This window comes from Kitasatospora sp. NPDC001132 (genome assembly GCF_053598415.1).
The window spans coordinates 233,209-246,306 of record NZ_JBSFKF010000008.1 but is presented as its reverse complement, the minus strand read 5'-3'; the positions used below and the strand labels follow the sequence as shown (position 1 = coordinate 246,306).

The following is a 13,098-nucleotide window of genomic DNA, read 5'->3' as shown; positions in this document are numbered from 1 at the left end:
TTCCCCCTCCAGCAGAGGAGTTCCCCCATGAACGAGCACGTCCAGCACGACCGGGCCCGCCGACGCCGCCGTGGCCGGCGCGGGTTGGCGGTGGCCGTGGCCTCCGTGGCCGCCGGCGTCGTGGCGGCCTCGGCACTGGCACCGACCGCGGCGTTCGCGGGCGGCAGGCCGGACAGCGTCCAGTCGAGCCTGAACGCGCTGGTGAAGGACGACGGCATGCCCGCCGCGCTGGCCTCCGTCAAGGGCCGCGACGGCCGCACCCGCAACTACACCGCCGGCGTCGGCGACCTCGCCACCGGAGCCAAGGTCCCCGTGGACGGGCAGATCCGCGCCGGCAGCAACACCAAGGCCTTCACCGCCGTCGTCGTCCTCCAGCTCGTCGCCGAAGGAAAGCTGGGCCTGGACTCCCCCGTCGAGACCTACCTCCCCGGCCTGCTGCGCGGCGACGGCATCGACGGGCGCGACATCACCGTCCGTCAGCTGCTCCAGCACACCAGCGGCCTGCCCGACTACATGGGAACCCCCGCACTCCCGGACTTCCCCACGATCCAGTACCGCTACTTCGAGCCCCGCGACCTCCTCGACAGCGCCCTCGCCCAGAAGGCCCACTTCCCCGCGGGTACCGGTTGGGAGTACAGCAACACCAACTACATCGTCGCCGGACTCCTCGTCCAGAAGGTCACCGGGCGGCCCGCCGGCGAGGAGATCACCAGGCGCGTCATCGACCGCATCGGCCTGCGCCACACCTACTTCCCCGCCCCCGGGGACATGAGCGTCCACGAGGCCCACCCGCACGGCTACTACCGCAGCTCGCCGGACGCGCCTCCGGTCGACTACACCGAGATGGACTCCTCGCCGGCCTGGGCGGCGGGGGCGGTCGTCTCCACCAACACCGACCTCAACTCGTTCTACGCCGCGCTCCTCGGCGGCCGGCTCCTGCCCGCGGCGCAGCTCGCCGAGATGCGCACCACCGTCCCCGCCGAGCCCCTGGGCCCGGGGGTCCGCTACGGGCTGGGCCTGCAGAGCAGGCCGCTCTCCTGTGGCGGCCTCTTCTGGGGCCACGGCGGGACCACCGCGGGATACCGCTCCCGCAACGGGGTCACCGACGACGGTCGCGCCGCCGCCATCACGGTCACCGCCGTCCCGGGCGAGGTCGGCGCGCAGCACATGGCGGACGCCCTGGACGCGGCCCTCTGCCGCTGACCCACCCCTCGGAGCGGAACGGGCCCAGGCCCCGGCAGTCACGGAGCGTCGCAACAACTCCGTGATCGCCGGGGCCGTTTGCCTGCTTTCCCGCCGGGGTCCCCGTCCATGCCCCGCTGCGCGACCTCTCAGCCGGGCCCGGTTCGACCCTGCCCGGCCCGGCGGCGGCCGGCCGGCCCGCTTTCAGCCCGCCGGGTTGGCGCGCCGGGCCTCCACCAGGCCCGACTCGTAAGCCGCGATCACCGCCTGGGCTCGGTCGCGGACACTCAGCTTGGCGAAGATGCTGGTGATGTAGTTCTTGACCGTGGAGACGCTGATGCCCATCGCCGACGCGATCTCGGCGTTGTCGAGGCCGGTGGCCAGCAGGTGCCACACCTCGATCTCACGGGGCGTCAGTTCACCCAGGTCGGACACCGGCACCGGTGAGGACGGCTGCGGCAGGCGGGGCGTGGTGACGTACGTGGAGATCAACCGGGTGAGCAGGCGCGGCGCCACCGCCGCCTCCCCGGTGTGCACGGTGCGCACGGCCGCCGAGAGCTCCTCCGGGGAGACGTCCTTGGGCAGGAACCCGGAGGCGCCGGCGCGCAGGGCAGCCACCACGTACTCGTCCATGTCGAAGGTGCTCAGCGCCAGGACCCTGCAGGCGGGCAGCTCCCGCGTGATCCGCTCGGTCGCCTGGACCCCGTCGAGAACCGGCATCCGGATGTCCATCACGACGACGTGCGGCCGGTGCCGGTGCGCGAGGTCGACCGCTCGCTGCCCGTCGTCCGCCTCGGCCACCACCTCGAACGCCGGGTCCGGTGCCAGGATCAGGGCCAGGCCCCGCCGCACCAGCGGCTGGTCGTCCGCGATCAGCACCCTGATCCGCTCCGGGGTTTCCGTCATCCGAGCAGTTCCTCTCCGTCGGCCGGCGCCACCGGCAGGCTGGCCACCACCCGGAAGCCACCACCGTCGACGCCGCCGGCCACCATGCTGCCGCCCAGCAGCGCGACGCGTTCGCGCATGCCGATCAGACCGTACCCGGTGCGGCCCGCCCTCGGTCCGGCCGCACTGCCCGCCCCCGCCAGGGCCCCCACCAGGGTGTCGGCCGGCGCGGCGGCGCCGTTGTCGGACACCTCGACGGTGACCCGGTCCGGGTGGTACGTCAGCTGGACCCGCGCCTCGGCCCGGCCGGCGTGCTTGCGGGTGTTGGTGAGGGACTCCTGGACGATCCGGAACACCGCCAGGCCGGTGCTCGGCGGCAGCGGACGCTCCTCCCCCAGGACGGCGAACTCCGTGGGCAGACCGGCCCTGCGGGACTCCTCGACGAGCCCTGCGACGTGCCCGACACCGGGCTGCGGCGCGGACGGCGCCCCGTCCGCCTCCTCCGGCGCGTCGCCGGCCCGGAGCACGTCGAGCAGTTGGCGCATCTCGCGCAGCGCCATCCGCCCGGAGCCCTCCAGCGTGACCAGGGCGTCGCGCACCACCTCGGTGTCATTCCCGAGGTTCGCTCTGGCACCGCCGGCCATCAGCTGCATGGTGGTGATGTGGTGCGCCACGATGTCGTGCAACTCCCGTGCGATGCGGCGCCGTTCCTGCGCCACCGCGCGGTCGGCCAGCAGCCTGCGCCTGACCTCCATCTCGTGCTGCCAACGCTTCAGCACCTCGGCCGCGGCGACGACCAGCGCCGCGGCGAACACGTTGACCGCCATCTCCCCCACCGGAGGGGGCAGCGGATGCCCCCGGCCCAGCAGTGGCACGGCGGCCGCCACCAGGGCGGCCGGCGCCGCCACCGCGATGCCGCGGGAGCGGGCCACGGCGAACAGCGCGACGCACAGCGTGGAGTTGAAGTGCTGCGGCACCGGCCCGCTCAGGTTCAGTGCCAGGCCGAGGACCAGCACACCCGCCAGTGACGCCAGCGGGTAGCGGCGCCTGGTGAGCAGCGGCATGGCCGCCAGTACGAGCAGAACCAGGGCGGTCAGGGCGATCGGCTGGCTTCCGTCCGGACCGCCGACCGTGTAGCCGAGGAGGTCCAGGGCGGCCGCCCCGACGGCCACCAGCGCATCACTGGCCGTCCAGGGCACGCCGTCGGCTCTCGGCGACGGCGGCAGGGGCCGGTGGTGCGTCGACATGCTGGTGCTGGTCCTTTCTGTGGCCGGTCGGCACTGGCCTTCGCCGGTTCACCGTGACCGTCTACCGTGAGTCGTGTGCCGTTCCCGCAACGGCCTGCGGTCCCCGGGGGAAAGCGTCCGCGGTCATTCTCGCAGCGGTTCCCGGTCCCGGGCAGGCACCCGGGACCGATCCCCGACCAGGCCCCTGGTCCTGGTCACCGCCGTGTGCCGGGCCCAGGTCCTGACGGCGTTCTCCTCCTCCGCTCGGACGAGAAGGCCCGGTACGGCGTGATGGTCTGGAGACGTGCCGGAACCCCCGGCGACAGCACCGCAGCCGGAGGACATCGTGATCCGCGCCCTGACCGGATTCTCCACCAGAAATCCGTGGAAGGTGATCGCCGCATGGGCGGTCCTGGGAATGCTCCTGACCGTCCTGAGCCAGACCCTGATCTACCGGGTGACCCAGACGCAGACGGCCGACTTCCTGCCGAAGAGCTACGACTCGGCCGCCGCCATGAAGATCGCCCACGACCACTTCGGGACGAAACCCGACGCCAACCCGGTGACCGTCCTGGTGGCGCGGACCGACGGCCGGGCGCTGACCCCCGCGGACCACGAGCAGATCGACGCCGGGGCGAAGCGGCTGAGCCGCTTGAAGGTCACCATGCCCAAGCCCAAGGACGCGGCGCCCCTTCAGCGGGACTACTCGCAGATCCCCCAGGTCGGCCCGGCCATGGCGGCACCTGACGGAACCTTCGAGCTGCTCTCCGCCAACCTCACCGGAAACCCCGCCGACCCGGGCCTGGAGAACACCTTCCGGGCGTTCCGGGACAACGCCCGGGCGGAGTTCGCCGCCCAGGGCCTGCGAACCGGCTTCACCGGCGCACTCGCCGACCAGGTCGACTCCGCCGACGACGGGAAGACCCTCGCGACCATCGCCTCCGCCTGCGCCGTCGCCCTGATCGTGCTGCTCCACGTCCTGGTGTTCCGCAGCGTCCTGGCCGCCCTGCTGCCGCTGGTCTCGGTGGCCCTCATCAGCGGCGTGGCCGCCGGCGCGGTCGTGGGCACCGCGCTGCTCACCGGCATCAAGCTCGACCCCTCCGTACCGAGCCTCATCGGCGTGGTGCTCCTGGGCATCGGCATCGACTACTTCCTGTTCCTGATGTTCCGCTTCCGCGAGCAGCTGCGGGCCCGACCCGATCGCCACCACCGCACCACCGCCGCCGAGGTCAGTCAGAAGGTCGGCACCGCGGTCACCTCGGCCGCGCTGACCATCGTCGCCGCCTTCGCCACCCTCGGGATCGCCGGCTTCGGCCAGTTCCGGGTGCTCGGCCCGGCCGTCGCGGTCTCGGTCCTGGTCATGCTGCTGGCCAGCCTCACCCTGATGCCCGCCGTGCTCGCGGCGTGCGGACGCAAACTCTTCTGGCCCTCACGCGCCCTCAAGGCCGAGCCCCGCGACGGCACCGCGGCCCGATTCGCCGACCTGGTGGCCCGCCGCCCGCTGACCATGGTCCTCGCCTCGATCGCCCTCCTGGGCGCCCTGGCCGGCGGGCTGGCCGGGATCAAGATGGACTACGGCCTGGGCGGCGGCCCACGCACCGCGTCCCAGACCACCGCCCTCGAAATCTCGCGCGCCCTGCCCGCCGGCGTGGCGGACCCGACCAGCGTCTACGTCGAAACGAAGAACGCCGGCCCCCTCTCCCCCGGCGCACTCGACGGCCTGGCCCAGCGCCTCACCCGGGTCGCCGGCGTCGGCCAGGTGGCCAAGCCGGTCCTGAGCGAGAGCCGGCAGGCCGCGCGGATCGACCTGTTCCTCACCGAGGACCCGCAGTCCCAGCAGGCCCGCGACCTGGTCTCCGGCCCGATCCGCGCAGCCGTCGCCCAGAGCACACCCGCCGACCTGACCGCGCACGTCGGCGGCACCCCGGCCGTCTTCGCCGACGTCTCCACCGCCGTCGGCCGCGACCTTCGGCTGGTCTTCCCGGTCGCGGCGGTACTGATCGGGCTGATCCTCCTCCTGCTGCTGCGCAGCCTGCTCGCACCGGTGGTCCTGATGCTCTCCGTCGGCCTCGGCTTCGCGGCCACCCTCGGCGCGGCCGCCCTGCTGTTCCAGCACGCGATGGACAAGCCGGGCGTCAACTTCACGCTGCCCCTGGTCCTGTTCCTGTTCGTGGTCGCGCTCGGCACCGACTACAACATCCTGATCAGCGACCGGATCAGGGAAGAGATGGAGCACCCCGGGCCGCCCCGGGCAGCAGTCGCGCGCGCCCTGCGGCACACCGCCCCGGCCATCGCGACGGCGGGCCTCGTCCTGGCCGGCTCCTTCGCCGGCCTCGCGGTGACGCCGCAACCCTCCACCCAGCAGATCGGCTTCGCCACGGCGCTCGGCATCCTGCTCTCCGCGTTCCTGCTGTCCATCGTGCTGGTGCCCGCCCTGGCCGCGGTCCTCGGCCGCGGCCTGTGGTGGCCCCTGCGCCCCGGACGCACGACCACCCGACCCACCGACCAGCACCGCACGGACACACCGCACTCACCGCAGTCGCCGCCCTGCTCCCGGTGGCCCGCGCCGCCGCACCAGGACGCCCACCCCTACCCCCAGCCGTACGCGCCCCAGGAGGAACGGGGCACAGACCCCTCCTGGGCCCACCGGAGCCACCACTCCTAGGAGGCGGGTCCTCGGCCACCGAGCGGTCGTCCTCCTCGAAGGGCGCCGAGGTGTCCGCACGCCAGAACTCGGCGACCCCGAGCAGGATGCCACGGGCCAGCAGCGGGGCCGCGATCATCGAGTGCACGCCGTGGTCCATCAGGGCGCGGGTGGCGGGCGGGTCGTGCTCCTGCCACGCGGTGGCGTCGGCGAGGCGGGGTTCGAGCCTGGACTGTCCGGTGCCCAGGCTCCAGCCCTGAGGGGTGGCCGGGCCGAAGGCGGTGGTGCGGCCGAGCGGGTAGAAGTGCCCGCCCCTGGGGCCCGCCGACCCGTACCGCAGCCGACTCGTCTGATCGCCCCTTGGCACAGCAGTCGCTCCGGAACGACTGCTGCACGCCGACACCCGCGGCCCGTCACGAGCGGCGCGGGATCCGGGCGCTCTGTGACAGCGACACGCAGATGACGGAGGTGGCGGCCCACACCAGGGGGACTGTCCCCGGGCTCCACCACATGAGCGCCAGCGAGACGGCCGCGGCCGCCAGCAGCGCGACGGTGACCGGCAGCACGACGTCGCGCCGGTACCCCCTCAGCTGCTCGCCGAGGACCTCCTCGACGATCTCGGCGACCCGGTCGTCGATGGTGTCCCCGTAGTGCGCGAGGAACTGCTCGATGTCGTCGGTCCTGCCGGCCGGGCCGGGGCGGACGGCGGCGCTCGAGTGTCGATCGGTCATGACCCCACGATGTCGCACCGGGCGGCGCCGGGTCGGCAGCGTGAACCCACCGGCCGGACGGGGGGTAGACCCTACCCCCCGCTGGTGGGCTCTCCTCGCTGTCGACGGGTGGTCGGGTTGGGTACCGTCCCCCTGTTGAACCGAGGCGCGGACGGTGACCTGGTCGCCGCCCGCACTGCCCACGAGAGCGGGTCCGAAGCAGTTGACCGAGAACATCGCCGGCCGTGCCACCGGCATGGCCTGGAGGGACGCCCGGCCACCCCGCGAGGTGGTGCCGGGCAATCCGCTGCGCGCGCTGGCCTCCCCCGTGCTGTGGCGGGCGTCGATCCACCTGGCACTTGACGGTCTGGTGGCGCTGGCGGGACTGGCCGTGCTGGTCGTGCTGGTCGTCGCCGTCTGCCTGGCGCCGGCCGGCCTGGTGGGCCTGCCGCTCACGGTGGCCGCGGGGTGGGCGCTGTTCCGGCTGGCCGCCGTCGAGCGCGCCCGGTTCGCCGTGACCTGCGGGCTGGAGCTGGACGAGCTGCCGGCGCCGGTCTCTTCGTGGCGGTTGGTCAAGTCGCTGCAGTCACTCGTCCACAACCCCTGCACCTGGCGGCTGATCGGCTACCAACTACTGCTGATGCCGGTGGCGGCGGTGACCGTGGTCGGGGTGGCGCTGATCTGGGCCGTGCCGCTGACCCTGGTGCTGCTTCCGGCCTACTACCGGGGCCTGCCCGGCGGGCAGGCCCAGCTCGGGCCGTTCCTGGTGGACTCCCTGCCCCGGGCGCTGCTGGTCGCGGCGGTGGCGCTGCCGGTCGGCGCGGTCCTCTCCCCCCTGATCGTCAAACTCCTGCTGGCACTGGACACCGCGCTGGCCGTCGCACTGCTCTCCAGGCCCCGCGGCATGGAGCTGGAGCAGCGGATCAACGATCTGACGGAGAGCCGCGCCCGGGTGGTGGACGCCGCCGAGGCGGAGCGCAAACGGATCGAGCGGGACCTGCACGACGGTGCCCAGCAGCGGCTGGTGGCGATGTCGATCACCCTGGGCCGGGTCAGCTCGCGGTTGAAGAAGTCCGGCGACCACGAGACCAACAAGCTGGTCGAGGACGTCCGGCGGGAAACCCTCAGCACCATCGCCGAGTTGCGCAACCTGGCCCGTGGCCTGCACCCGCCGGTGCTGACCGACCGCGGCCTGGAGGCGGCGCTCTCCGCCGTCGCCGCGCTGGCTCCAGTGCCGGTGCGCCTTGACGTCCTGGTGGAGCCGCGCCCCTCCCCCACCATCGAGGCGGTCGCCTACTTCACGGTGACCGAGGCGCTCACCAATGTGGCCAAGCATGCTCGTGCGACCCGCGCCTTGGTGGAGATCCGCCGGGAGGGCGCCCGATTGAACGTTAGGGTTGGCGATGACGGACGTGGCGGAGCCGATCTCACGGCCGGCACGGGTCTAACCGGTCTGGCGGACCGGGTGTCCGGGGTGGACGGGCGGTTTCGGCTCAGCAGTCCGGTGGGTGGACCGACCGTGATCGAGGTGGAATTGCCATGCGGGTAGTGCTGGCCGAGGACTCCGCGCTGCTGCGCCAGGGCATCGAACTGCTGCTCAGCGAACAGGGGATCGAGGTGGTCGCCGCGGTCGGCGACGGGGAGCAACTCCTGCGCGCGGTGGCCGAACACCGGCCGGACGCCTGTGTGACGGACGTCCGGATGCCGCCCACCTTCCTGGACGAGGGCCTGCGCGCCGCACTGGCGGTACGCGCCCGCTGGCCGGAGACCGGTGTCCTGGTGCTCTCCAACTACGTCGAGGAGCGCTACGCCATCGACCTGGTCAACACCAATGACAACGGGGTCGGCTACCTGCTCAAGGACCGGGTGTCGGACGCCGAGGAGTTCGTGGACGCGCTGCGCCGGGTCGCCGCGGGCGAGACGGTCCTCGACCCGGAGGTGGTCAAGCAGTTGCTGGCCGGCAGCCGGCAGCGGGATCCGCTGTCCACCCTGACGCCGCGCGAACGGGAGGTCCTCACGGCCATGGCGGAGGGCCGTTCCAACGCCGGAATCGCGGCCGATCTGGTGATCGGCACGGCGGCGGTGGAGAAGTACATCCGCAGCATCTTCGTGAAATTCGATCTGCAGCAGGAGGCGGGAGACCACCGCCGCGTGCTCGCGGTCCTGCGCTACCTGGGAGCTTGAGATCAGTACCACACCGATGAAGCGCCGCGGATGCCTCCTCATAGGGCTGGCCGCCCTCGTCGCGGTCGTCTCCGTGGCCAGTTGGATCGTGGTCGACTCGCTTCCGGCGCACCACCCGTACAGCGGCGACTGGCAGCAGGACGCGGCCGGCGCCGACCGGGTGACGGTCCAGACCGACCGACTCGGCGTGACGCTGAGCCAGGACGACTCCTCGCAGGTCACGGTGGCCATGAGCGGCAGCTACACGGGCCGTGTCCCGCAGGTCTCCGTCACCCGGTCCGGGTCGGACGTCACGGTCACCGCCGGCTGCTCCGACGACTGCTCGGGGCACCTGCAGGTCACGGTGCCGGCCGGCCTGGCCGCGCAGGTGAGCACCGGGGGCGCCGGGATCCAGGCGAAGGGTCTGACCGGCCGGCTGGATCTGGCCACCGGGCGGGGCGGGGTCGAGGTGGACCAGTCGTCCGGCCCGCTGACCGTGCGGAGCACGTACGGCGCGGTGACCCTCGCCGACAGCAGCGCCCCGGACGCCGAGGTGATCACCACCGACGGCGAGGTCAGCGCCTCCTTCACGGCGGCACCCGCCTCCCTGAAGGTCACCACGGACTGGGGCCGGGTCGACCTCAAGGTGCCTCACGACGCCTCCTACCGCGTCGACGCGCAGAGCTCCTGGTCGTCGCCGAGCGTCTCGCTGCCGAACACCGCCACGGACGCGCCGCACAGTGTGGTGGTGAAGACCACGCGCGGCGACATCGCGGTCCACTGAGAACGCCCGTGCCGCGAACGACGGTGGCGTCCCCGGGATCTCCCGGGGGCGCCACCGTCGTTCGGACGATCAGCCGGCGACCAGCGAGGGGTCGACGCTGATCTTCGCGTGCCGCTCCGGCGCGCCCAGTTCGGCGGTCGCCCCGGCCAGTCCGTCCAGGCCGATGACGCCGGCGATGACGGTGATGACGGCACCTTCCGAAACGGCGTGTCGGGGGTGGATCACGGATGCCGGATGAGTCCGGCGAGGAGGCGAAGTCGGCCGGTGCAGCGGTGACTTCGGCCGGTCGCCCCTGCTGGGTCCAGTGCCTCGTGGCCGCGGCCGCCGCCGCACCGGCGGCGATCACCCTCACCCTCGTCACGCCCGCCATCGCGTCCGGAGTCAGCGCCGCCGCGCAGCCGCGGGCCGCTGCCGCCCCGGCCGACACCACCGGCACCACCACCCCGCCCGACGACAACGGCGGGGACTGACAGGGGGGTTGTCCGTACCCCGGTTCGGTGGGCCTGCCACGTGTCCGGCCCGGCTGAACTGCTGTTGGCTGGAGGGCAGATGGTCGGTGCGACCTCGCGGGTGCCCTCGAGCACCGGCTACCGGATCGACGCCCACCGCAGCAGCTCCGCGCCGCGGATCGACCTGCCGAACTCCGACGGCGCGTCGACCTCCCTCACCGTGGCCGCCTCCGACGGAGGCATGCACATCCACTGAGCGGGCACCACCGCCCCACGCCGACGACCGACGTTGGAGAAGAACCATGCGCCACCCCTCCTCACCCCTGCGCGCCCCGTTCGGCAAGGCCGGCACCTGGGCCCTTGCGGGCGCCTCGGTCGCGGCCGCGGCCACCGCCTGGTGGGTGACCGACTCCGCGCCGTACCCCTACGCGCAGCACCGACTGCTCGACCTGCCGCTGCCGTTCCTGTCCTGGGAGCGGCTGGCCGAGCAGCTCCAGCCGCTGCCCGGCGAGCGGATGCTGGAGATCGGTCCCGGCACCGGGCTGCAATCGCTCCGGGTGGCGCCCCGGCTCGGCGCCGACGGCCGGCTGGACATCGTCGACATCCAGCAGGAGATGCTCGACCACGTGATGCGCCGGGCCGCCGGATCCGGCCTCGACACCATCGTCCCCACCCTGGCCGACGCGCGCGAACTCCCCTTCGACGACGCCACGTTCGATGCCGCCTACCTGGTCACCGCGCTGGGAGAGATCCCGGACGTCCCCGCCGCCCTGAGCGAGCTGCGCCGGGTCCTCAAGCCGACCGGTCGCCTGGTCGTCGGCGAGTTCTTCGACCGCCACCGGATCCGCCCGGCGACCCTGGCCCGGCACGCCAACGCCGTCGGCCTGCACGTCATCCGGCAGTCCGGACCGGCCCTGGCCTACTTCGCGCTGCTGCGGCCGTGCACCTCGGGCTCCGACGTCCGGCCGCCCGCCGGTGCCGCGGACCGGCGTGCGGCCACCATCGGCTCCTGATCGGGACTGGAGGACCGTCGTGAACGATCCCGGCATCCGGCGCGCGGCCGAGAGCGAGTGGGGCCCGCTCTACCGCCGTGCGCACGCCCGGCTGCGGGCCAGGGGCGCCGCCGCACTGACCCTCACCGTGGTCTCCAGCTGCCTGGTGCTGCTGTTCGCGGCGGTCGACGAGTTCCCGAGCGGGGCGGCCTTCGTCTCCCGGATAGGCGTGGTCCGGGCCGCCGAGCCGTGGGACGTCGCGCTGCCGCGCTTCCCGGTCTCGATATTCGTGCCGGCCCTGGGCCTCCCGGTCTGGGGGGCGCTGGCCCAGGTGTTCGTGGTCTTCGCGATCGCCGAGCTGACCCTCGGCCCGTGGCGCACGCTCGCCGTCGGGTACACCTGCTCGCTGGTGGGCACCTGCTACGCGCGCTTCGGGGTGTCCCGGCCGCCCGGCCACCTGCTCCACCTGCCCGCCGCGTTCGCCCAGGTCCGGGACACCGGGCCGTCGGCGGCCGTGATCGGGCTGGGACTGCTGGTCGCCTGGCGGTTCGGGGCGCGCTGGACCGCGTTGGGCGTGGTGCTGCTGACGGCCGCGATCACGGCGGTGGACCCGGTGTTGGCGGGTTACGAACACATGGCCGCGCTGGTGACCGCCGCCTTGCTGCTGCTCGCGGACGGGGTCGCCCGCGGGCTCACCGCCCGCGGTGCGCACGGCTCCGCCACCGTGGCGCGATGACCGAGGGGCCCGCACCGGGCACGTGTGCGCGGTGCGGGCCCCTCACTGCCAGGCGGGTGCCGTGGCAGAAGAACTACAGCGGGCGAATGTTCTCGGCCTGCGGGCCCTTCTGGCCCTGCGTGACGTCGAACTCGACCTTCTGGCCCTCGAGCAGCTCACGGAAGCCGTTGGCGTTGATGTTCGAGTAGTGGGCGAAGACGTCGGGGCCGCCACCCTCCTGCTCGATGAAGCCGAAGCCCTTCTCCGAGTTGAACCACTTCACAGTGCCATTAGCCATTAGAAATCTCCTTCAAGGGACTGTCCGAAGCACGCACGGCGCGGGCTTCGAGTCACCGCATGGAGCGCCCACCGGGGAAGAGCCGGGGAACAAAAAATGCGCCTGCAATACATCAGCAGGCGCACACAAAGTTCATGGGAACCACTACTGCAACTCCCACGACTGTAGCAGGCCAGGGCCCTGCGCGGCGGGAAGGCCGGCGCCCTGCCGATGCCGGCGCCCCCGCCGTGCTCACCTCTCGTCGGCGGCCAGCAGGCCGCGCTGGTAGGCGCGGACCAAGTGCTTGGGGACGAGGTGGCGACGGCCGTCGATCTCGATCGGGACCAGGATCGCGGCCTCGGCCCGGGAATGCCGTGGCCGCAGGTGACGTTGCCACCCTGCACGCCTAATGGAAACGAAAACCATTTCGCTATGATGGTGGCTCAACCGTCACCGATCCGCCCCAGGAGGACGCCGTGGCCCGCAACGACCTGCGCCCGATCATCAAACTCCGGTCCACCGCCGGTACCGGCTACACGTACGTGACCCGCAAGAACCGGCGCAACGACCCGGACCGGCTCGTTCTGCGCAAGTACGACCCCGTGCTCGGTCGCCACACCGAGTTCCGCGAGGAACGCTGACCCCGACCCCGCCCAGCCAAGGAGAATCCGATGAAGCCCGGCATCCACCCCGCCTACCGCCCCGTCGTCTTCCGTGACCGCGTCGGCGGGCTGACCTTCCTCACACGGTCCACCGTCACCAGTGACCGCACCATCGAGTGGGAGGACGGCAACACCTACCCCGTGATCGACGTGGAGATCTCCTCCGCCAGCCACCCCTTCTACACCGGCCAATCCCGCGTGCTCGACACCGCGGGCCGTGTCGAGCGCTTCGAGCGCCGCTACGGCGCCGCGGCCGCCCGCCGCAAGGGCTGAGACCGGGACCGCGTACGAATGCCGGTGCGCCCTCTCGGATCCGAGGTGGCACACCGGCGTTCGCGCGTACCGGGGCGGGTCATCGCGGCCGCAGGTGCTCGATGCGGGCGAAGGCCTGGTCGAGCGGTTCCGCCAC

General features: G+C 72.7%; 17 protein-coding genes. 11 read left to right on the top strand and 6 right to left on the bottom strand.

All coding sequences use genetic code 11. From position 1 onward, the window contains the following. Positions 1 to 27 precede the first annotated feature (27 nt). On the top strand, positions 28 to 1,203 hold the full coding sequence (locus ACWDBE_RS14455) for a serine hydrolase domain-containing protein (protein WP_449808142.1): 1,176 nt from the start codon (positions 28 to 30) through the stop codon (positions 1,201 to 1,203). A gap of 183 nt (positions 1,204 to 1,386) precedes the next feature. On the opposite strand, the gene ACWDBE_RS14450 is transcribed toward ACWDBE_RS14455, so the two are convergent. Next, a complete protein-coding gene (locus tag ACWDBE_RS14450) occupies positions 1,387 to 2,088 on the bottom strand; it encodes a response regulator (RefSeq protein ID WP_449790843.1) in 702 nt (233 codons plus the stop codon). Next, a complete protein-coding gene (locus ACWDBE_RS14445; protein WP_449790842.1) occupies positions 2,085 to 3,314 on the bottom strand; it encodes a sensor histidine kinase in 1,230 nt (409 codons plus the stop codon). Before ACWDBE_RS14445 ends, ACWDBE_RS14450 begins: the two co-directional genes overlap by 4 nt. Positions 3,315 to 3,711: 397 nt before the next feature. Here ACWDBE_RS14445 and ACWDBE_RS14440 point away from each other — a divergent pair, with 397 nt between their 5' ends. Then, entirely contained in the window at positions 3,712 to 5,958 is a 2,247-nt protein-coding gene (locus ACWDBE_RS14440; protein ID WP_449808141.1) for an MMPL family transporter, read from the top strand. Between the two features lie 392 nt (positions 5,959 to 6,350). Here ACWDBE_RS14440 and ACWDBE_RS14435 read toward each other — a convergent pair whose 3' ends face one another. Next, positions 6,351 to 6,668 (bottom strand): hypothetical protein, encoded by a 318-nt coding sequence (locus tag ACWDBE_RS14435; RefSeq protein WP_449808140.1) that lies wholly within the window; start codon positions 6,666 to 6,668, stop codon positions 6,351 to 6,353. Between the two features lie 202 nt (positions 6,669 to 6,870). Between ACWDBE_RS14435 and ACWDBE_RS14430 the strand changes: the two genes are divergently transcribed. The 3 genes from ACWDBE_RS14430 to ACWDBE_RS14420 are packed head-to-tail and all read left to right on the top strand — an operon-like array spanning position 6,871 to position 9,594. Continuing rightward, positions 6,871 to 8,196, top strand: coding sequence for a sensor histidine kinase (locus ACWDBE_RS14430; RefSeq protein ID WP_449808139.1), 1,326 nt, complete (start codon positions 6,871 to 6,873; stop codon positions 8,194 to 8,196). Then, positions 8,187 to 8,831: a response regulator transcription factor gene (locus ACWDBE_RS14425; RefSeq protein WP_449790838.1), complete on the top strand. Its 645-nt coding sequence runs from the start codon at positions 8,187 to 8,189 to the stop codon at positions 8,829 to 8,831. Before ACWDBE_RS14430 ends, ACWDBE_RS14425 begins: the two co-directional genes overlap by 10 nt. 16 nt (positions 8,832 to 8,847) lie before the next feature. Next, a complete protein-coding gene (locus ACWDBE_RS14420) occupies positions 8,848 to 9,594 on the top strand; it encodes a DUF4097 family beta strand repeat-containing protein (protein WP_449808138.1) in 747 nt (248 codons plus the stop codon). 69 nt (positions 9,595 to 9,663) lie between these two features. On the opposite strand, the gene ACWDBE_RS14415 is transcribed toward ACWDBE_RS14420, so the two are convergent. Beyond that, the gene (locus ACWDBE_RS14415; protein ID WP_449808137.1) at positions 9,664 to 9,819 is read right to left on the bottom strand and encodes a hypothetical protein; all 156 of its coding nucleotides are present in this window, start codon (positions 9,817 to 9,819) and stop codon (positions 9,664 to 9,666) included. Between the two features lie 2 nt (positions 9,820 to 9,821). On the opposite strand from ACWDBE_RS14415, the gene ACWDBE_RS14410 reads away from it, so the two are divergent. The 4 genes from ACWDBE_RS14410 (at position 9,822) to ACWDBE_RS14395 (ending at position 11,771) form a co-directional block, all read left to right on the top strand. Beyond that, positions 9,822 to 10,064, top strand: a complete 243-nt coding sequence (locus tag ACWDBE_RS14410) for a hypothetical protein (protein ID WP_449808136.1) — start codon at positions 9,822 to 9,824, stop codon at positions 10,062 to 10,064. A gap of 79 nt (positions 10,065 to 10,143) precedes the next feature. After that, a complete protein-coding gene (locus tag ACWDBE_RS14405) occupies positions 10,144 to 10,299 on the top strand; it encodes a hypothetical protein (RefSeq protein WP_449790835.1) in 156 nt (51 codons plus the stop codon). Positions 10,300 to 10,345: 46 nt separating this feature from the next. After that, positions 10,346 to 11,056: a class I SAM-dependent methyltransferase gene (locus ACWDBE_RS14400; RefSeq protein ID WP_449790834.1), complete on the top strand. Its 711-nt coding sequence runs from the start codon at positions 10,346 to 10,348 to the stop codon at positions 11,054 to 11,056. Positions 11,057 to 11,075: 19 nt separating this feature from the next. Further along, positions 11,076 to 11,771 (top strand): hypothetical protein, encoded by a 696-nt coding sequence (locus ACWDBE_RS14395; protein ID WP_449790833.1) that lies wholly within the window; start codon positions 11,076 to 11,078, stop codon positions 11,769 to 11,771. A 73-nt stretch (positions 11,772 to 11,844) separates the two neighbouring features. Here ACWDBE_RS14395 and ACWDBE_RS14390 read toward each other — a convergent pair whose 3' ends face one another. Together ACWDBE_RS14390 and ACWDBE_RS14385 are read right to left on the bottom strand one after the other, a co-directional pair. Beyond that, complete coding sequence (locus ACWDBE_RS14390; protein ID WP_045694210.1) at positions 11,845 to 12,048, bottom strand: cold-shock protein; 204 nt, start codon at positions 12,046 to 12,048, stop codon at positions 11,845 to 11,847. 231 nt (positions 12,049 to 12,279) lie between these two features. After that, positions 12,280 to 12,453 carry a 50S ribosomal protein L32 gene (locus ACWDBE_RS14385; protein WP_449808135.1) on the bottom strand — a complete coding sequence of 58 codons (174 nt, stop codon included), beginning with the start codon at positions 12,451 to 12,453 and terminating at the stop codon, positions 12,280 to 12,282. Between the two features lie 50 nt (positions 12,454 to 12,503). Here ACWDBE_RS14385 and rpmG point away from each other — a divergent pair, with 50 nt between their 5' ends. Further along, entirely contained in the window at positions 12,504 to 12,668 is a 165-nt protein-coding gene (gene rpmG, locus ACWDBE_RS14380; protein ID WP_030289986.1) for a 50S ribosomal protein L33, read from the top strand. A 30-nt stretch (positions 12,669 to 12,698) separates the two neighbouring features. Further along, on the top strand, positions 12,699 to 12,962 hold the full coding sequence (locus tag ACWDBE_RS14375) for a type B 50S ribosomal protein L31 (RefSeq protein ID WP_279094886.1): 264 nt from the start codon (positions 12,699 to 12,701) through the stop codon (positions 12,960 to 12,962). Positions 12,963 to 13,098: the final 136 nt, after the last annotated feature.